This is a genomic window from Anaeromicrobium sediminis, from assembly GCF_002270055.1.
GTDB lineage: Bacteria > Bacillota > Clostridia > Peptostreptococcales > Thermotaleaceae > Anaeromicrobium > Anaeromicrobium sediminis.
The window spans coordinates 19,945-40,440 of record NZ_NIBG01000006.1 but is presented as its reverse complement, the minus strand read 5'-3'; the positions used below and the strand labels follow the sequence as shown (position 1 = coordinate 40,440).

Below are 20,496 nucleotides of genomic sequence, written 5' to 3'. Positions count from 1 at the left end.
CCCCCTTTTATATTCTTGAAATACCTGTATCCTTAGCAGCCTTCTCAACGGCCTTTGCAACGGCTTTCACAATTCTTGTGTCAAAAGGTTTTGGAATAATATATTCCTCATGTAATTCGCTCTCTTGAATGATTTGTGCAATAGCATTAGCTGCTGCAACCTTCATTTCTTCATTAATATCACTTGCTCTTACGGCTAGTGCTCCCTTAAATATTCCTGGGAATGCTAGAACATTATTAATTTGATTTGCAAAATCAGATCTTCCTGAACCTACTATTCTTGCTCCTGCTTCCTTTGCTAAATGGGGCATAATCTCTGGAATAGGATTAGCCATGGCAAATATAATTGCATCCTTATTCATGGAAGCTACCATTTCTTTTGTTACCACATCTGGAGCCGAAACACCAATGAATACATCAGCATTTTTCATGGCATCTTTTAATAATCCCTTTTCATTATTAGGATTTGTAATTTTAGCCAACTCTTCTTTCAGTGCATCATTTCCCTCTTTGCCTTCATATAATATTCCGTTTCTACCACATACTAAAATATTCTTTGAATTCATATTCAACAACATCTTAACGATTGCAGATCCTGCTGCCCCTGATCCGTTCACCACAATTTTTATGTCTTCCCATTTTTTATTTACCAATTTTAATGCATTTATTAATCCTGCCGTTGTTACAATGGCAGTTCCATGCTGATCATCATGAAATACTGGAATATCTAGTTCTTCTTTTAGTCTTTTCTCAATTTCAATACATCTTGGAGCAGAAATATCCTCAAGATTAATTCCTCCAAAGGTAGGAGCTAACTTTTTTACTAGGTCTACAATTTCATCTACGTCCTTTGTATCTACACATATAGGAAATGCATCTACCCCTGCAAACTCTTTAAAAAGTACAGCTTTACCTTCCATTACAGGCATGGCCGCTTCAGGTCCAATATCTCCAAGACCAAGTACGGCAGTTCCATCACTTACAACTGCAACCAAGTTCCCCTTTGAAGTATATTTATATACATCTTCCTTATTTTCTGCAATCTTTCTGCATGGCTCTGCCACACCTGGTGTATATGCTATACTTAATTCTTCCTTATTAGTAACAGCAACCTTAGATACCACACTGATTTTTCCCTTATATTCCTCATGAACCTCTAATGCTTTTTTAGAATAATCCATTTTTTTCATTCCTTTCTTCTATCCTTTGAGATTAGTTCTGCAACCCTGTTTCTGTTATTTAAAATTATAGGTAATTTTCTCACTTTTTTTAATATTTAAAACTTATTCTAAAGTTTTTCTAAATAAAAAATATATGGTTAATTATTTCTCAAATTTTAAAAATGGTGAACCCATTAAAAAAACTCTTATAGACAATATTTTGTCAATAAGAGTTTTATTTATTTTATTATTTATTTTTACTTATATTTATAAAGATAAGAAGGCCTTCCCCTAGAACCATACTCTATTTTCTTATCAATACTTCCTATTTCCTCTAGATAATCTAAATATCTTCTAATAGTAACTTTAGACATGCCCATGTTTTCTGATATGATTTCACTAGAAAGTAATTCTTCTTTATTTTCTTTTAAAAACTTCATTATTCTATTTAAAGTAAATTGGTGTAATCCCTTTTTCAAGTCTTTTACTTTTTCTTCTTTATATGAGCCTATAAAGAGTCTATCTATTTCCTTTTGATTGACAAAGGGCTTTTTTATTAATAGGTTTTTTCTAGCTTTATAATTTAATAATGACTTTTCTAATCTTTCAAATTCGAAGGGTTTTACCAAGTAATCTACTGCACCTAACTTTAATGCTTCCTTAATTTTATCCGTATCATTGGCTGCTGTAACTAAAATAAAGTCTATCATTTTATTTTGTTTTCTAACCCTTCTAAACAATTCCATGCCATCAACCTTAGGCATGTAAATGTCTAATATTACTAAATCAATTTTATTATTTTTTATTTTACCAAGGGCTTCTTCTCCATTCTTTGCAACAAATTCAACAGTAAAACCATCAATTTTCTCTACAAACCTTCTATTCAGTTCAGCCAACATAGGATCATCTTCTACTACAAGTACACGAATCATATTTTCCCCTCCTTAGGTATCCTAGCCAAAATACTTGTTCCTTCTTTGTACTTTGAATCTACAAAAAATTCACCATTTAATTGTTTCATGCTCTTATCAACTAAAAATAATCCTATGCCTCCTTCATCCTTCTTTGTTGTAAATCCCCTTTTAAAAATTTTATCTATATTCTCCTCTTCTATGCCAATGCCATTATCATGCACTTCTATTTCTATAAAATCATTAACTTCTTCTATTCTGAAATAAATCTCTCCATCCTCTTCTTTTTTTACAATGGCCTCCATGGCATTATCCAGTAAATTTCCAATAATAGTAACTAACTTGTCATTCTGAATATTTTTATAGTGTTTTTCCAAATAAGAATTTTCATCTAGTTCCATGTTAATATTCAGTTCTTTTGCTCTGTTTAACTTCCCTAAAATAATTGCTGAAATAGTTGGATTCTTTATCTTTTTCATGAGGAAAAATCTTACTTGTTCCTGTTCCTTTACCACATCCTTGATATATGCTCTTACTTCATCTATTTCATTTAATTTTATAAGACCTAATATAACATGTAATTTATTCATGAATTCGTGAGTATTTGCCCTTAGTGCTTGAATAATTTGCCTTACACCTGTAATCTCTTCTGCCAATCGTCTAACCTTTGTCCTATCATTGAAAGAGGCCATAGCTCCTATAATTTCATCTCCATCCTTCATAGGAACCCTATTAGTTAATATAACTGTATCATTAATAATTTGTTCTTCGTTATACTCACATTCTCCACTTTTTAAAACTTCCAACAATCTACTTGTGGGAAATACATCTAATACATATTCTCCTATTACATTTGAATTATTTATATTAAGTATTTTTATGGCATAATCATTAACTAAAGTAATCTTTCCCTTTGAATCAATGGCAATGATTCCTTCTCTTATGGCTTCAAGCATAGCCCTATTTTCTTTATACAAATACACAATTTCATCAGGCTCTAAACCTAAAAGACTATCTCTAGTTCTCTTTGCAATGGCTAATGCACCTATTATACCTAGAACTATTCCAAATAAAGTAAATCCAAATATGGTTATGAGTGCATCTGTTCTAAATTCTTTAATATCCTCATATAGTACACCTACCATTACAAAACCGATTTGTTCTTTTCTATAAAAAATCGGTTCAAAGGCTCTAATAGAAATTCCTAGGGTTCCTTTAGCTTGTGATATATAACTTACCCCTTCCTTTATTACCTTTACTTCATCTCCTCCTACAAACCGTTTTCCAAGCCTATCTGGATTTGGGTGGGCATACCTTATTCCATTCATATCAGCTATAGTAATAATATCTACTCCATCTAATCTATCTAATAGTTCATGCATGCTAGTTTGAACCTTTGTAGAATCCTTTTCCTTCAAGGCCCTTTGGATATCAGGTGAACTAGCTAATATTAGTGATACATTTTTTATATTCTCTTCTACCTTCTTTTGAATATTATCTAATGACCATTTTCCTACAAATAAAATACTTATACCTATGGATACAAGAATTAATCCGGTTATTAACATAGTAATTTTAGTTTGAAGAGAAAGATTCTTCTTCATTATTATCACCTCATTAATCCTATAATTTCATATTATTAAGTTTATTATAACAATTTTTAAAAATCAAACATAAGTCATCTATTATAAAAAATGCATACTTCGTATGCTTCGTTATGGAACCCTATGGTTCCCTTCGACGATTGCTAATGCAATCTGAACACCTTCCTTTAAAGCGGCAGGGGATGTTCCCCACACCCCCTTAATTTTTTACTTATCCATAGTTTTGAGAATTTATAATTTTCTAGCAAGTAAAAAATCCTAGCCAAGTTAAAACTTGGCTAGGATTTTTTATTCCTTAAAATTATAATATTTATACTTTTAATGCATTCACGATTATGGCTACTCCTTGAGGTGGTATACTCTTTGTTAATATGCCATTAAAAATTATATCAACCCTTTGACCAACTTTTAACTTCTCAAAGGTCAATATAATTGTATGTTCACTTATATGAAAAACATATTCAAATCCCTTTTTATCTTCAACTACTAATGACCTCTTACCATCTTTCATGGTTATTTTCGTGATTTTACCTTTAATCATTTCTAACTTATCTTTTTTTACTTCCTGTGTATCCTTTTTAAGACTATCTTCTACTAAATTATAAGCATTTTGAGAATATGCTATATTTTTTTCATTAAAGGCTGAATACAAACTAACTATAGAAAGTATCATAATTAAAGAAGCAATAAATATCTTTTTTTTCATTTAATTCATTCCTTTTTATAGTATTTTATTTTTTTCTTTCACCTATATTTATTTTACGATTTTTATAAAAGTATAACCATGTTATATAAAGCTAATTATAGATAGAATTGTGTTATTCAAATTATTGTAATAGGGTCCATGATTCTTATATGTTTAATAATTATATGTTATAATTGAATTTTTTTACTTTATAAAATCAATATACATAAAATAGCAACAAAAAAACAGAGGTTTCTATTGCCTCTGCCTTCTAAGTATACATTCTTAATATAAAATTTTTAAGACTATTTCCATTCCTCCATTAAGTATACAGAAAAGACTTTCTCTGTACTAGGGTCATATTGTACATGTAAAACCAGTCCTTCATAATCAAAATTACTGTACGCTGATCCAGTATCCTCTCCTACTGGTTTTCCAAAAACATTTGTAAAACACTCTATCTTTTCGCCAACTTTTGCCCCATTGAAATCAACATCATTGTTATTTATAAAAATTTGATTTACTTTTTTTCCATCTTCTCCAAACCAAACTCTAATACTAGCATTTGAAAACTCCAATCCACCTTCATCAACAGAATTAGGTTCTTCTCCCATGGCCTTAATAATTTCTTCTTTACTTAAACCAATTAACTTTTTATACTTTTCAATATTGTTTTTTTCTTCTTCCACAGAGACGTTTACTTCTTGAGATACTTCTGAATCTGATATAGTCACTTCCTTTGTCTCTTCCTGTTTGTCTGTACACCCTATCATAGATACCCCTAATAATAAGGCAATACATACACTCATTATCTTTTTCATATTTCTCTACCTCTTTCTTATAATTTTGTAATTACATTTTCATGAACTAAAGTTATTATACAAAATAAGTATTTCTAAAATATATAAATTTGTTTCCAAATTGTAAATTTTTTAGTTATGAAATAGTTTATTTACAGTCGACTTTTCATCTGAAAATTTGACATAAATGAAATGTATGATACAATAGACAACCATATGGAGATTTAAATATAGTCTTATTTTTTAAGTCTTTCAAACTAAAATAAAAAAGGAGCGATTTGATGCAAGAATCCCACGGGATTAGTAAATTAGGTGTTTTTTCAGTTTCCCTAGGAGCAATAATAGGTTGGGGTGCTTTCATGCAACCAGGAGAAACATATCTACCCAAGGCAGGTGTTGTAAATACCTTTATAGGTCTTTTTATTGGAATGCTTATGCTTATGGCTATTGAAAAAAATTATGCTTATATGGTGGATATATATGATGATTCTGGTGGCGAATTTTTATACGCAAAAAAAACTTTAGGAGATAAGATCGGATTTTTAACAGGCTGGTTTTTAGTATTGGCTTATATAGCCACCCTTTCTTTAAACGCCTCAGCTTTCACCATTCTTGTAAGTGGTTTTCTTCCTGATTTTCTTAAAACTGTCTATCTTTATTCTATCAATGGTTTTCATATTTATCTTGGAGAAGTATTATTTACTATAATTAGCATTGGAATAATATGCTATATTAATTTAAGGAATATACAATTTTCTTCAAGATATCAAATTATGTTATCCGGAACATTAGTGTCCATAATATTATTGCTTTTATGTGTATTTTTATATAAATACGATCCTCAAAAACATGTTCTAAACACATATCTTGGATTTGATAAAATAAATATGTCTAAAATACTTTCAATAATAGCTTTAGCCCCTTGGGCATTTTTAGGATTTGATACGATAGTTCAAATGTCCGAAGAATATGAATGTGAAAACTCTACGGCTTCAAAGCTTGCCGTTTTATCAATAATATCAGGCTTTATTATTTACAACATATTAAATGTTATGACTGCATCTGTCTACACAAAAGAGGCAATTGTAAATGGAAATATTCAGTGGGCTACAGGAGATGCTGTTTCTCATTATTTAGGAGATATAGGACTTGTCCTATTGTTTATAGCTTTAGGAGCATCTGTTCTAGCTGGAATGAACGGATTTATCCTAGCATCTAGTCGTCTTATACTTTCTATGTCAAGAGAAAAAGTACTACCTGAATCCTTTGGGAACATATCTGAGAACAATATTCCTCACAACGCTGTAAAATTTGTAGCACTTGTTTCCTGTCTTACAGCATTTCTTGGAAGAAATATTATTGTTTTAATTGTAAATATGGCATCCTTAGGAGGAGTATTAGCTTTCTTCTTCACATCCATGTGTGTATATAAACTCAACAAAAAATTCAATATTCATAAATTCTTTGCAGGTCTGGGAATGATTTTTAGTACAATTTTTATGATCATACTTCTCATACCAAGTTCTCCTGCATTTATGGGAATCCAAGGATATATACTTTTAATTCTATGGGGTATTACAGGATTTTTCTTTTATAAATATAAAAGTAATTATAAATTAAAAAACAAAGAAGCTATCACCGATAAACAGTCTTCTTTATCTTATTAACTTATATTTGATTACTATAAATATATATATTAGAAATATAACAAAGAGAGGCATTTTCCAAATCTAACAAAAAAATTTGGAAAATGCCTTTCTTTTTACTCATATATTTTTTTCATTTATTTATTTTTTGTACTACTTCTCATAAGAGTGACACATTTTACTAGACTTAAATTTATCGAATCAATTTTTATAATCAATTTATAATACCTATAATTCTCAAAAGCACCTTAGAACTTTCCAAGAAAATCAATGGCAAACTTGAAATATAGTTCAGTACCTATAGCTAGGCTGTCTTCGTCCAGATTAAATTTTGGGTGGTGATGAGGGAAATTTGCTTCTTTTTCATCATTTCCTGACCCTACAAAGGCTATCAATCCCGGTATTTTTTCGAGATAGTATGCCATATCCTCGCTACCTGTTGTTTTTTCCAGATTTATGAGACCACCTTCTCCAACCATACTTAAAACAGTTTCCTTAGCGAGAGAAGAACATCTCTCATGATTAATTGTTGGAGGAGTTCCATGTATATACTTAAGCCTAGCTTCTGCTCTATATGTAGAAGCTGCGTAATGTGCATATCTTTCTATTATGTGGGGAAGCTTTGCCCTTATTTCAGGATCGAAGCATCTTGTGGTTCCTTCAAGATGGACTTCTCCTGCCATAACATTAAATCTTGTGCCAGCTTTAATTTCTCCTATTGTAAAAACAACGGGATCTAATGGATTTATTTCTCTACTTATAATTGATTGTGTATTCATGACAAGATCAGAAGCTGCAACAATTGCATCAACACCTTGATGGGGCATAGAACCATGTCCCCCCTTACCTATGATATCTATGATAACATGGTCTCCCGAAGCCATTCTTGGACCAGGATCTACTGATATCTTTCCAGTTTTCATGTCTGACCATAAATGTATTCCCAATATACCGTCAACACCTTCTAGGACACCTTCTTCGATCATTTTCTTTGCTCCTTGAACCATTTCTTCAGCAGGTTGGAAGATTAGTTTAATAGATCCGTTTATCTTATCCTTCACTTCATTTAAGGCTCTAGCAGCTCCTAAAAGCATAGCTGTATGACCATCATGACCACAGGCATGCATTACTCCTGGATTTTGAGATTTGTATTCTATTTCATTTTTTTCAGTAACTTCTAGTGCATCCATATCTCCTCTTAAAGCAATAGTTTTACCTGGCAGATTACCATTTATAGTACCAACAACTCCTGTTCCAGCCATTTCAACATAGGAAATTCCCATGTTTTCTAATTCTTCCTTTATTCTCTTGGATGTTCGGAATTCCTTCCAACTGAGTTCAGGGTTTGCATGGAAGTCTCTTCTTAACTTTATAACATAATCCTTTTGCATTTCCAATATCTTTTTATAATCCATATTACTTCCCCTTTACTTATTCAAAAAATCAATTGCAAACTGAGAATATAAAGCTGCTGCTATCTCAAGAGCATCCTCATCAATATCAAACTTAGAGTGATGGTGAGGGAAATATTCTAATTTCTTTTCATTTTTTGATCCTACAAAGGCAAATGCTCCTGGTGCTTTTTGAGTGAAGAATGAAAAATCTTCTCCTCCCGTAGTTTGTTTATATGTCTTAAGAGCATCACTACCCCTTATTTCTTTAACTGCTCCCTCAGCTATAGACGCCATTTCAGGATCATTTATTGTAGGTATAACAAGTTGTTTATAGTCAACTAGAGCCTTAGCGCGATAGCTTTTGGCAGTGTTTCCGGCTATTCTTGTAATCATTTCCTCAAAAGCGTCATTCACTTCCATACTAAAGCATCTTGTTGTTCCTTCAAGGTATGCTTCACCTGCAATAACATTAAATCTTGTTCCTGCATTAAATATCCCTACACTTACTACCGCAGGATCTAATGGACTAATTTCTCTACTCACAAGGGATTGAAGATTCATAACAATTGCAGAGCCAACCACTGCTGCATCTACCCCTTGGTTAGGCATAGAACCATGTCCACCTTTCCCTATAATATTTATTTTAAATATTCCAGCGGAGGCCATTCTAGGGCCTGCTTCCACAGATATTGTGCCTACTTCCATATCATTCCATACGTGAATGCCAAAAATTCCATCAACATCCTCCATAACACCTTCTTCTATCATTTTTATAGCTCCCTGTGCTACTTCTTCACCGGGCTGGAAAAGTAGCTTAACTGTACCATTAAGCTGATCCTTCATATCATTTAATATTCTAGCTGCAGTAAGTAATCCTGCCGTATGGGCATCATGGCCACAAGCATGCATTATTCCATGGACCTTTGATTTATAGTCCTTTTCGTTTTCCTCTGTTACTTCAAGGGCATCCATATCTGCTCTAAGAGCTATAGTTTTACCAGCAGAAGCTCCTTTGATGATTCCAACTACTCCAGTTCCAGCTACTTTTTTGCAATCAATACCCATTTTTTCTAATTCTTCCATAACTCTAGTAGATGTCCTTATTTCCTTCATACTGGGCTCTGGATTCATGTGAAAATCTCTTCTTAAATCAATAGCATATTGTTTATATTTTTTTGCCAGTTCCTTAACTCCCATTTAGATTTCCTCCCCTAAATCAAGTATAGTATTATATATAACTTCAATTCCCTTTTGCAAGTCCTCATAATCAGTCCATTCCTCTGGACAATGGCTTCTGCCATTCTTACTAGGAACGAATAATAGTCCTACATCTGTTATAGACGCCATAACCATAGCATCATGTCCTGCACCACTAAGCATTTTAATATATGAAAAACCACATGATTTTCCGTTATTTTCAAGACTTTCAGTAATTTGATCAGACATTTTAACTGGGTTTACATCTAACATCTCTATTATCTTTATTTCTACACCTGAAGAGTGAGCTTCTTCATTGAGACATTTAATAATCCTATTTTTTACTGACCTTATACAATCACCTTTTTTCGATCTTATGTCAACAGTGAATGTAACCTCTCCAGGTACAATATTTGCTGCTCCGGGCTTAACATTAAGTATTCCCACAGTAGCCACAGTACCTTCTGAAGCATCCTTTGCATAACCGTCTATTTTGCTTATGACCTTTGAGGCTGTACTAAGAGCATCTGATCTCATATCCATCGGCGTAGTTCCAGCATGGTCAGGTCTACCTCTGACTATGACCTTAAACTCATTGATTCCAACTATAAAATCAACAATGCCTATATCCTTATTTTCAGTTTCTAAGATAGGACCCTGCTCTATGTGAAGCTCAATGAAGGCTTTTATATCCTTAGGAGCTCTCTTAGCCTTTTCAATTTCATCTGGATTAAAACCAAATTTTCTGAGGGCCTCAGCCATATAGATTCCCGCTTCATCTTTATTGTTATATAATTGGTCAGTGGATACTTTCCCTGTCATTGCTCTACTTCCAAACACTCCACCACCGAATCTGCCGCCTTCCTCCTCTATCATACCCACAAACTCAATAGGGTACTTAGTTTTAACATTATTTTCTTCAAGTACCCTCATTATTTCCAGTGCCATGACTATACCGGCAGGACCATCAAAATTACCGCCATTTTTTACTGAATCAAAATGAGATCCTATCATAATAACTGGAAGGTCATTATTTATTCCATCTCTTTTTCCAAATATACTTCCAGCAGGATCTTCATAAACCTTAAGACCTAATTTTGTAAGTTCACTTTTTATGTATTCCCTTGCTTCTCTGTCTTCATTTGTAAGTGAAAATCTTGTAAGGCCTTGGCCAGGGGTAGCATTGAACTTTGACAATTCCTCGATATCTCTTCTAATTCTATGTAAATTTGTTATCATAATATTTTCCTCCCAAATTTTAAAGAATTAATATTTCATGAACTATCTTTGCTGATTTAGATAAAATAGCACTTACATTGCAATATTTCTCCTCGGACAATTTTATTGCCCTCTCTAGCTTATCCATATTCAAGTCTTTGCCTTTAAAATAAAACTTTAGCTTTATTTCTTTGTATGTTTTTGGTTTACCATCATCGATTTCGCCTATTACTTCTAAGTTCATACTTTCGATTTCTACTCTCATTTTATCAAGAATCATTTTTACATCAACTCCCATGCAACCTCCAAGGCCTACTAGAAGCATTGGCATAGGAAGAAACCCTTCATTATTGCCTCCAACGTTTGGATTAACATCCATCAACACATCATGACCAAACTCATCCATTGCTTTAAATTTCATTTGGCCTTCCCATGAGCAATTTATTTTATGAGCCAAAATAATTCCTCCTTTTTCTCAAATGAAGCATCTCTAATCTAGAGATGCTCCTAATTTTTATAATAAATTAACAAATATGCCTGCAATTATTACTGATACAATTGTAACTGTTGTGAATCCTCCAACAAGCATTTTAGGAAGCATTTCATCCATAAGGAACTTATTTTCCTCATCAGTTTCAGCTAGGGCTTTTGATGCTTCCTCAGTAAGAATGTAGTTTGGAGGGAATCCATAAAGTGCAGTAAGTGCTACAGCGAAGGACATCTCCTTAGTGTATCCTAGTTTCTTTCCAACAAACATCGAAAGGATAGCCATACCTGACACACCTAAAACTATTATTCCAGCAAGAGGAAGAGCTATTGTGGCAAGCATTGCAGGTGTAGCTTTAGCAAGACCAGCAAATACAAATGCCATAAGTCCTGTAATTAGGAAACCAAATGAACTTGAGAGATTAAGAGGTCTTTGTTCTACAAAGCCTAATTCTTGAGCAATCACGCCAAAGAATAGACACATAACAAATGGTGAAATATTAACAACTGGCTTAATTAGGTTTGCAAATCCTACAGCAGCCCAAGCAGTTATGCCCAACTTTGCAAGAATAACATAGGTAGTTGCATATTTCTCTGGAGTAACAGGTACAAGTTTTTTCTTAGTTGTAGATGGGATACTAGCTGTAGTTTCTTCGGCAGCCTTCAATTCACCAGATCTAAATCCCTTTAGAAGTCTTTTACCTTCTTTTTTCAACATAAGTGCTGTAAGAGGGTAACCTACAAAGCCTTGCATTACATAAGTGATAATAGCTAATACCGCTAATTTTTCTATTCCTAATGAGGTAGCTGCTTCAGACATAATGATGGCGGCAACAATACCACCTGTCAGTGGTGGAGTAGCTACTACAACTGTTTCCCAACCAAATAGGGCTCTCCCTACTGTAAGTGTGAGAGCACAAATACCCACAATACCCATTAGGGCAATAGTAATAGTTTTCCACTGACTAATTAACTCCTTAACCGTTAGTAACGTACCCATATGGGTTATCAATAAATACATTGACAAATATATGATTGGTTTCTGAAATCCTGCTATAGCAACGATGTCCTGAGGGAAGAAAGTCCAAAATCCAAATAAAAACAATAATGCCGCAACAAATACAGATGGAACCCAAGCCTTTGTCCTAGTTGAAACAATATCCCCGATGGCTAAAACCACCAGTACAATAGAAAATGCCATTAATAAACTCATATTACTACCTCCTTCTTTCAAAGTATTTCAACTATTATATTCTTAATATGCTGTCAATATGCCGTATTTTTAATTCTTAAAAATCAAATATAAGTCACCTATTTAACTATCACAAAAAAATCCTAGTCTAGTTAAAACTAGACTAGGATTTTATGTTTCTTAACTTATAGCATTTATACTTTTAAGGCATTAACTATTATAGCTGTCCCTTGAGGTGGTATACTAGTTGTTAATATGCCATTAAAACTTATATCTACCTTTTGACATAGGATTTTTAAGATTATTCCCATTCCTTCATTAATGTATCTCATTAAATCTGATTTGGTATAACATCATCTGCAATTGGACAAATATATTCATTTCCATCAAGATTCTCTAAATGATCTTCCTTTATTTTATCTATGACAGCAGGATTTTGAAAAACTTCAGCTGCTGTTAATGCCATAATTTTAGCTGCTGCAATCATGCCTTTATGAGTGATAGATGACTTCCCTTGAGCTACCATTTGCCAACTGTGCGCTGGTGTTCCTAATGCATAACAATTACCCATGAATTGTGCCATTGGCACAACCCAACTCACATCTCCAACATCTGATGAACCTAATAATTTCTTTGGTGGTGGCAGTAAACCCTTCATAATCGGTTTTTTCATAGCTTCTTTATCTAAGTTCATGATTTTTTCCATTGACTTCAGTTCAACACCAAGTGTATTCTTGAATTTCTCTGCATAAGCCAATTCATCATCAGTATAATCAATTTCATTAACAACCTCCTTTGCATGGATAGCCATAATCCTTGATAAGGTGTCATTTGCTAAATAATCTGAATAGCCCCCAACAACTCTTGTGGTAACTTCCGTACCTGTCATTAAGGCTGCACCTTTTGCAATATCTTTTACTCTCATAAATAATTCTTGTACTTGTGGAGATTTAAGTGCCCTGATAGTATAGAATACTTGTGCTTTATGCTGTACAACATTTGGCGAATTTCCTCCTGCATCAGTAATTGCATAATGAATTCTAGCTTCATCAATCATATGTTCTCTTAGGAAGTTAACACCTATATTCATTAATTCCACAGCATCCAATGCACTTCTCCCTAATTCAGGCGAAGCTGCTGCATGAGCTGAGATTCCTTTGAAGTCAAACAATACTTTTACATTGGCTAAGAAGCCACTCTCCAATACACAATTACTAGAGCTAGGATGCCAAGTCAAAGCAACATCCACGTCTTTAAAGTATCCATCTCTAACCATGAATGTTTTACCACCGCCACTTTCTTCCGCTGGACAACCATAATATCGAATTGTCCCTTTTAGATTATTTTCTTTCATATAATCTTTTAGTGCAACAGCACTTGCTAAAGATGATGCCCCAAGGGTATGATGGCCACAGCCATGACCGTTGCCACCTTCCACAATAGGTTCCCTTACAGCCATATCTGCTTTTTGGCTTAATTCAGATAAAGCATCAAATTCTCCTAAAATTCCAATCACTGGATACCCTTCTCCAAAACTACCGAAAAATGCTGTGTCTATTCCGCTTAAACCTTTCTTCACTTCAAATCCTTCTTTTTTAAGAACTTCCATTTGTAACTTAGCAGACTCATGTTCTTGAAATCTTATCTCAGCAAATTCCCAGATTTTATCATTGATACAAATAAATTCATGTGATTTTGAATCTACCAATTCTGATATTCTCTCTTTAAAAGACATATAGCACACCCCTTGATATTAATATTTATTATACCTAATTATTAAACCATGAATTTTCTCACAATTGGCACTAGAGTAAAATAAATTTGACATATATATATAACCTAATACCCAACACACATTTGCCAACAATTTGCTCCACCAACATAATTATAATACTTGAATAGTAGGGGTTGTTAATATAAAATGCCTATATAGATATAATTAAAATTTATACCAAGTTTAAGGAGGTTCTTTATGACACTTCAACAATTAAGATATGCTATTGAAATCGAAAAATGGGGTTCCCTTTCAAAAGCTGCAAAGAAACTCTTTGTATCCCAGCCAAATTTAAGTACTTCAATTAAAGATTTAGAAACTGAAATGGGTATTACTATTTTCAAAAGAAATAATCGGGGTATACAAGTCACAGAGAAGGGTCAGACCTTCCTCCTCTATGCTCAATCAATATTAAATCAGTGCGAAGAGATGAAACATTTTTCAACTAATACTAATTCTTCTTCTTTTAGATTGATTGCACAAAACTATTCCCCTGTCATGGAATCCTTCATAAAGTACGTAAAATTGAACTCCAATAATGAAAATTTTAATTTTGAACTAATCAATGCACAGGGTTTTGAAGTCATTGATAAGGTATATAAACAAGAAGCTGATTTGGGTATTTTTATTATTGTGGAAAGGAAACTAGAAAACTTTATCGATCATCTAAAAGACAGAAACCTAACTTATGTATCACTTGGGAAGCTTTCCTTTTATGTTAACGTAAGACAAGGGCATCCCATATTAAAACATAAAGATTCACTCTTCTATGAACTACATAAATATCCATTCGTCCATTATAAGGAAAGCATTTATAATCAATATGGAGATATATTTGATACTGAAGAATTTAACTTTATAAATTTTGATAAGGAAATTTCTGTGTTTGACAGAGACGTAAAATGTAAAATAGTTAACGAAACTGATGCTTATGGGATTGGATGTAAACTCCATCCTAATTTTTCTAAAAACTTCAATTGGGTGCTGATTCCAATTCCTGATATTTATGTTGAAATCGGTCATATTCATAGTTCAACTCGTCCAATGAGTATAGAATCTCAGACCTATATTAATATCCTAAAGGAAGAACTAAATGGATTAATTCTGTAGATACAACTGAAGTAGAAAGATATTTTATTTTAAAAAATGTTGAGAAACTATTGAATTATGAAATAAATATAAAATGTGCTAATTCTCATAGGAGTAGCACATTTTATTTGTCATTTAATATATCCATGGAATCCTGTAAGGCCAAGCTTCAACTAGGCTAGGATTCTATGTTTCTTAACTTATACTATCTATACTTTTAATCCATTTACTATTATAGCTGTCCCTTGAGGTGGTATACTAGTTGTTAATATTCCATTAAAAATTATATCTACCTCTTGACCAACTTTTAACTTTTCAAAGGTTAATATAATTGTATGTTCACTTATATGGAAAATATATTCAATCCCCTTTTTATCTTCAATTAATAATGACCTTTTACCATCTCTTACAGTTATTTTTTTGATTTTTCCTGTGATCATTTCAAACTTGTCTTTTTTTACTTCCTGTACATCCTTTTCCAAACTATCTTGTACTAAATTATAATCGCTCTGGGAATATACTATACTTCTTTCATTAAATGCTGAATAAAAACCAACTATAGAAAGTATAACGATTAAAGATGTACTAAATATTTTATTTTTCATCTAATTCATTCCTTTATATAGTATTTTATTTTTTTCTTTCACCTATATTTATTTTGAGATTTTTCTAAAATTATAACCATGTTATATAAAGTTAATTATAGATAGAATTGTGTTATTCCAATTGATGTAACATGGTCCATGATTATTAAATTTTTATATATTATACAAGCTATAAATTTTGAATTTTTTTTAAAAATTTTATTTTAAATTAGGCTTAACTGTTCCATAGAATCACTGTAACTGAATCTTTATTCCCTTTACATCCAATCTACGGATAAAGAATATTTTTTCAAGAAAAATTACAATTCCCTCTTTTTCACTCTCTATCTTAGAAGATAAGTAAACATCTATTCCATCAACTCTTAATTTCTTATATTGATCCATATTTTTTTCATCTTTAAATCCCATTCTCACGGAAGGAGTATAATACCTTTTGGTATTTCCACATCCTCATCCTCCGCTTATCTCATCTGGAATCATATACACAATAAGTGAAACAGCATTTTGTTTTTTAATATAGGCCTTTGTCTCTTCTGTAATTGTAACATTCATAAACTCTCCTCCATATGGAATAGTGTAACTATCTAGCTCAGGAAAAAGCCTGGATTAACTATCCTTACTCTAGATTTCTGCATCTAAATACAAAACCCTTTCCCTCAGAAGTATAAAATCATGCGCCCAGAACCAATAATATATTATTATGGCGAAGGAGGTGTACAAGTGAATAAAGAAGTGATTTCTGAAAAACAAGGAATCTATCTAATAACTCTATTTATTGTTGCAGAAACATTTATACTTACTAGAGGAATGGAGGCAAAAAAAGATTTTTGGATAGCAATCATTTTAGGTATTATTATTTCTATTCCTTTCATGTTAATGTTCTCTAGATTACATAGACTTTATCCAAATAAGGATTTATTTGATATTAATGAAGATGTTTTTGGTAAAATCTTAGGAAAGATAATTAGTTTTTTAATGTTTTACTATGTTGCAACTAATATGATGTCTGTTATGTATGTTTTTAATGATTTTATTGTTTCCGTATCCCTTTTAAAAACTCCTAAAGGAGTTACTTATATGTCATTAACATTATTATGTATATGGGTAGTTAAAGAAGGTATTGAAGTAATGGCCAAATGGACAGAAATTATCTTACCTATAATTCTCATAACTTTATTCGTTGGAGTAGTTCTACTCATTCCTCAAATGCGTCTAGTAAACATGCAACCATTTTTCACTGAAAAAATTGGCGCAATTATGGAAGGGAGTATATTTACCTTTCTCTTTCCTTTATCAGAAACTATTGCATTTACGATGATTTTCACAGGATTAAAAAAACAAGGTTCTTTCAATAGACTATACCTAATTGGTTTGATATTTGGCGGGGGCTTAATACTTATTCTTGTATTAACTGAAGTTTTGGTCCTAGGAGTTAATGATACATTATCCTTTTATTTTCCTGGTTATAACACTTTCACTAGAGTAAATATTGGAGTATTACTCCAAAGGTTAGAAATAATATCTGGAGCAACATTTCTATTAGGTGGGTTTATTAAAATAAGCGTGTTATTAATGGCTGTTAGCAGAGGTGTTGCTAAAGTGTTTAATTTTAATGATTACAGGTTCATTGTAACTCCAACAGCTCTAATCATTTCTAATGTTTCGTATTTTTTCTATGAGAGTACAATGTTTATGTTCGAATGGATTAGCGACTTTTGGGGATATTTCGCCTTTCCATTCGAATTTGTAATGCCAATTGTAATCTGGATTGGAGCAGAAGTTAGGAAAAAAATAAAGGCCTAAATCTATTACTTATTTTCCTCATTGGATACAGGTACGGTTTTATCCTCAAATTGAATATATTTAATTTCATCTCTTAGCTCTGTAATCTCTTTATACCGCTCTTCTTCATTTGCTTTTTTTGTAGCTCCCTTTTCAGGATCATGAAGTTCTTTTAAATTTTTTAATTCTTTCATATTATCACCTCTTCATTAGTATTTAATAAAGGAAGAAATCATATTCAATGTTATTTTTGCATATGAAAAAAGAGCTTTTAATAGCTCTTTTAACATATAATCCTAATCTTATTTATTTTTAGTTTTCTCAAATAGAGAAATATTCCTTAAAATTATAGGGGTCTCCTTTTGAGGCACTCATAATTTTATGTATTTTTATTTTCTAGAATGGGCTACACTTGATTGTTCCAAATTTGGTTTGCCCCAAAACCCCATTACTCTAGCTGCAATTAAGAGTACAACAGCTATTCCTAAGAACATTATACCAGTCTTTAATGCCCCATACTTAACTGCTAATACTGGGAGTATTGAAGTTATTAATCCTCCACCTGCAAATGGACTGAAAAATGGTGCTCTTAAGGCAAATGCACGACTAGCTTCTGTTTTCATTTCAGGGTCTACAGTCCTTAATAACATTAATCCAACAGCTGTAACTCCAGTAAGGGCTCCAAAGTTAACAATTGAATGCTCAAACCACTCATTTTTAAAGATACGTGGTCCTGCCCAGAAGAAATATAAAACTGTTATTATAGCTGTAGATATCATTAGAATTAATAGTGGAACTGCATATGCAACTACTACAGGCACCTTAATAGATGCAATTGCTCCAATGATTAAAAATTCTAATGCAAGTCCTTGGATTCTTTGTAAGGTTCTCACATCTACTGCATCTGCAATTTTTGTTTTTGCTATGGCAAGTTGTACGATTAATCCACCAATCATAGCCATTGGGAATAATGGCATTCCAATATTTAAAGCTGAAGCTATTTGTTTTTGAAGTATCCATCCTATAAAAATAGCTATTGATATTAATGACCCATGGAATGCAAATGACTCCACAACGTCTTTGTTTATTGTAGTCACAGCAGCTGCCTGTTGCTCTGACTGTGGAATTATATCATAACTTACAGAACTATTAATACTATCTTCTGATTTAAGAACTGATGTATATCCTTTCCTAACACCATAGTTTATTATAATCATACCTACTATAATTCCTATAAACAAACCTACAGTAGCCGAAGTAAGTCCTAAAGGTCCTCCATCTTCCCAATTTAGCTGCTTAAATACATCAATCATACCTCCAGCAGTTCCATGACCGCCACACCAACCTATCTCAACAATAGATCCTATCATGTCATTCACATTCCATAATGGTTTTAAAATCAATGCTGTAATTATAAATGGTATCCCTATTTGAATAAAATCTCCCACATATCCAAATATTAATTGTGGACCAATTAAATTTCCAACTTTTTTAGGATTTGGGATAGTTAAGCCAATTAACATAGGGGCAAATACTATAGTTATTAATCTACCAGGCATAGCTCCCCAACTTTGAGTCATTTCAGGTGGCAAAACACCTATCCCATATTGGCCTAGTATAAGCCCTAAAGTACCTGCAATTAAAGAAGCTGGTATAAATAGGTTTTTGAATAACTTAATTTTAATTCTCAAAAGAGTAGCAATATATAACAAAATTCCCATTACTGAACAATAAAATAAAAGTGCATTTAATGTACCCGATGCTATTTTTTCTGTAGGAAACATATTTTTTCTCCTTTCTGGGCCTTTATTTTTTGTAAACCTATATTAAAACACAAACTTTGAAGCTGCAGCTTCATCATTAATAAATTCTTCTTTTAAAATTCCCATATCTTCTAATTTTCTGCCATTTTCTCTATAGTCTTTATCATGTATTATATTTGCTAAATTAATAATCATATCTATTGTAGGAGTCTCCACATCTACTAGCTGCCCAAATTCAGCTATAGGCACTAAGCTCATTGGAACATCTTCAGATATATACCTAGTATTTATATTACTTGGAGCTTTGATTCCACTGTATGATTTGTTTTTCTGAATGCATTCATATATGCTATTTCCTTCTACCCCATAGGCATCTTTTAGCCATTCTATTGTAGACTTGTTCTTCACACCTAACCCTTTTGCAACATTCATTCTTTCTTCATCAATTTTTTCTAGTATTTTCCCTAGAGTAGGTGTTATTCCCTCATGATAGTATTCAAAATTACCTTTAGTAGATTCAATTCTTGCAGCATTAAAAATACATGGAGCTGGGTGGAATATAGCACCAATATTTAGTAAACTGGTTTCTAAAATATTTTCTAAAGGTGTAAATTGTGGAAAAATCTTTTGAATTTTTTCTTTTGCAACATCGATAGCACTTGATGGTAATACTGCAAATGAAACCTTTTCCTTTATACCAAAAATAGTTGCCTCCGCTGGTCCTACTTTTCTACTTGCATATATTAGTGTTTGTGCTTCTCCAATAACAATAGATTCTAAATTCTTATTCTTTTCTTTGACTATTTTTCTAAACTGTAATGCTCCACCTGTTCTTCCAGGATTAAGAATAACTATTTGTGAATCCTCTAAATGGGGTGCAATCTCATTTGCAATATCTTTATGTGCAAAGGCTGGAGCCACTACCATGATTAGTTCAGCATCTTTAATTACTTTTGAAATTTCTGTACTAGCTAGCTTCATTTTTGCAAATCCTTCTACACATCCATTTTTAAGATAAATCCCCCCCTTATCAATAATTTCTTTCATTTCATTGTTAAACTTGCTATAAATTGATACTTCATTTCCCTTTAATGCCATATGTGCAGCCATAGATATTCCACCATTTCCTGCACCAATTACTGCTACTTTCATAAAAACCACCTCTCACTTAGATTAATAATATATTTGTCA

Annotated in this window: 20 protein-coding genes; 3 read left to right on the top strand and 17 right to left on the bottom strand. The window is 32.4% G+C overall.

Going from position 1 to position 20,496, the window contains the following annotated elements:
* Window positions 1–7 precede the first annotated feature (7 nt).
* From CCE28_RS08635 to CCE28_RS08615, 5 genes are all read right to left on the bottom strand, one after another.
* The gene (locus CCE28_RS08635; protein WP_095133003.1) at window positions 8–1,180 is read right to left on the bottom strand and encodes an NAD(P)-dependent malic enzyme; all 1,173 of its coding nucleotides are present in this window, start codon (window positions 1,178–1,180) and stop codon (window positions 8–10) included.
* Window positions 1,181–1,416: 236 nt separating this feature from the next.
* Window positions 1,417–2,091 (bottom strand): response regulator, encoded by a 675-nt coding sequence (locus CCE28_RS08630; RefSeq protein WP_095133000.1) that lies wholly within the window; start codon window positions 2,089–2,091, stop codon window positions 1,417–1,419.
* Complete coding sequence (locus CCE28_RS08625) at window positions 2,088–3,674, bottom strand: ATP-binding protein (RefSeq protein ID WP_095132998.1); 1,587 nt, start codon at window positions 3,672–3,674, stop codon at window positions 2,088–2,090. The genes CCE28_RS08630 and CCE28_RS08625 overlap by 4 nt, the downstream gene beginning before the upstream one ends.
* 310 nt (window positions 3,675–3,984) lie before the next feature.
* Window positions 3,985–4,380 carry a hypothetical protein gene (locus CCE28_RS08620; RefSeq protein WP_095132996.1) on the bottom strand — a complete coding sequence of 132 codons (396 nt, stop codon included), beginning with the start codon at window positions 4,378–4,380 and terminating at the stop codon, window positions 3,985–3,987.
* A 284-nt stretch (window positions 4,381–4,664) separates the two neighbouring features.
* Window positions 4,665–5,180 (bottom strand): hypothetical protein, encoded by a 516-nt coding sequence (locus CCE28_RS08615; protein ID WP_095132994.1) that lies wholly within the window; start codon window positions 5,178–5,180, stop codon window positions 4,665–4,667.
* Between the two features lie 260 nt (window positions 5,181–5,440).
* Here CCE28_RS08615 and CCE28_RS08610 point away from each other — a divergent pair, with 260 nt between their 5' ends.
* Window positions 5,441–6,826, top strand: coding sequence for an APC family permease (locus CCE28_RS08610; protein ID WP_095132992.1), 1,386 nt, complete (start codon window positions 5,441–5,443; stop codon window positions 6,824–6,826).
* A 227-nt stretch (window positions 6,827–7,053) separates the two neighbouring features.
* Here CCE28_RS08610 and CCE28_RS08605 read toward each other — a convergent pair whose 3' ends face one another.
* From CCE28_RS08605 to CCE28_RS08580, 7 genes are all read right to left on the bottom strand, one after another.
* Complete coding sequence (locus CCE28_RS08605; RefSeq protein WP_095132990.1) at window positions 7,054–8,220, bottom strand: M20 family metallopeptidase; 1,167 nt, start codon at window positions 8,218–8,220, stop codon at window positions 7,054–7,056.
* A gap of 12 nt (window positions 8,221–8,232) precedes the next feature.
* Entirely contained in the window at window positions 8,233–9,396 is a 1,164-nt protein-coding gene (locus CCE28_RS08600; RefSeq protein ID WP_095132988.1) for a M20 family metallopeptidase, read from the bottom strand.
* Window positions 9,397–10,635 carry a M20 family metallo-hydrolase gene (locus CCE28_RS08595; protein ID WP_095132986.1) on the bottom strand — a complete coding sequence of 413 codons (1,239 nt, stop codon included), beginning with the start codon at window positions 10,633–10,635 and terminating at the stop codon, window positions 9,397–9,399. It lies immediately after the preceding gene.
* Between the two features lie 19 nt (window positions 10,636–10,654).
* Window positions 10,655–11,071, bottom strand: coding sequence for an OsmC family protein (locus CCE28_RS08590; protein ID WP_095132984.1), 417 nt, complete (start codon window positions 11,069–11,071; stop codon window positions 10,655–10,657).
* 57 nt (window positions 11,072–11,128) lie between these two features.
* Window positions 11,129–12,313, bottom strand: coding sequence for a hypothetical protein (locus CCE28_RS08585; RefSeq protein WP_095132982.1), 1,185 nt, complete (start codon window positions 12,311–12,313; stop codon window positions 11,129–11,131).
* Window positions 12,314–12,486: 173 nt separating this feature from the next.
* Window positions 12,487–12,624, bottom strand: a complete 138-nt coding sequence (locus CCE28_RS22210) for a hypothetical protein (RefSeq protein WP_176461735.1) — start codon at window positions 12,622–12,624, stop codon at window positions 12,487–12,489.
* On the bottom strand, window positions 12,624–14,027 hold the full coding sequence (locus tag CCE28_RS08580) for a M20 family metallopeptidase (protein ID WP_095132980.1): 1,404 nt from the start codon (window positions 14,025–14,027) through the stop codon (window positions 12,624–12,626). The genes CCE28_RS22210 and CCE28_RS08580 overlap by 1 nt, the downstream gene beginning before the upstream one ends.
* Window positions 14,028–14,264: 237 nt before the next feature.
* Between CCE28_RS08580 and CCE28_RS08575 the strand changes: the two genes are divergently transcribed.
* Window positions 14,265–15,176: a LysR family transcriptional regulator gene (locus CCE28_RS08575; RefSeq protein ID WP_095132978.1), complete on the top strand. Its 912-nt coding sequence runs from the start codon at window positions 14,265–14,267 to the stop codon at window positions 15,174–15,176.
* A gap of 188 nt (window positions 15,177–15,364) precedes the next feature.
* On the opposite strand, the gene CCE28_RS08570 is transcribed toward CCE28_RS08575, so the two are convergent.
* Both CCE28_RS08570 and CCE28_RS08565 read right to left on the bottom strand, forming a co-directional pair.
* Entirely contained in the window at window positions 15,365–15,760 is a 396-nt protein-coding gene (locus tag CCE28_RS08570; RefSeq protein ID WP_095132976.1) for a DUF3221 domain-containing protein, read from the bottom strand.
* A gap of 231 nt (window positions 15,761–15,991) precedes the next feature.
* Window positions 15,992–16,174, bottom strand: coding sequence for a hypothetical protein (locus CCE28_RS08565; protein ID WP_095132974.1), 183 nt, complete (start codon window positions 16,172–16,174; stop codon window positions 15,992–15,994).
* 306 nt (window positions 16,175–16,480) lie between these two features.
* Between CCE28_RS08565 and CCE28_RS08560 the strand changes: the two genes are divergently transcribed.
* A complete protein-coding gene (locus CCE28_RS08560; RefSeq protein ID WP_176461734.1) occupies window positions 16,481–17,563 on the top strand; it encodes a GerAB/ArcD/ProY family transporter in 1,083 nt (360 codons plus the stop codon).
* Between the two features lie 5 nt (window positions 17,564–17,568).
* Here the strand turns inward: CCE28_RS08560 and CCE28_RS22205 are convergent, their stop codons facing one another.
* From CCE28_RS22205 to CCE28_RS08550, 3 genes are all read right to left on the bottom strand, one after another.
* Window positions 17,569–17,736, bottom strand: coding sequence for a hypothetical protein (locus CCE28_RS22205; protein ID WP_176461733.1), 168 nt, complete (start codon window positions 17,734–17,736; stop codon window positions 17,569–17,571).
* Between the two features lie 195 nt (window positions 17,737–17,931).
* The gene (locus tag CCE28_RS08555) at window positions 17,932–19,326 is read right to left on the bottom strand and encodes a sodium/glutamate symporter (RefSeq protein WP_095132970.1); all 1,395 of its coding nucleotides are present in this window, start codon (window positions 19,324–19,326) and stop codon (window positions 17,932–17,934) included.
* A gap of 42 nt (window positions 19,327–19,368) precedes the next feature.
* Window positions 19,369–20,457: an NAD/NADP-dependent octopine/nopaline dehydrogenase family protein gene (locus CCE28_RS08550; protein WP_095132968.1), complete on the bottom strand. Its 1,089-nt coding sequence runs from the start codon at window positions 20,455–20,457 to the stop codon at window positions 19,369–19,371.
* Window positions 20,458–20,496: the final 39 nt, after the last annotated feature.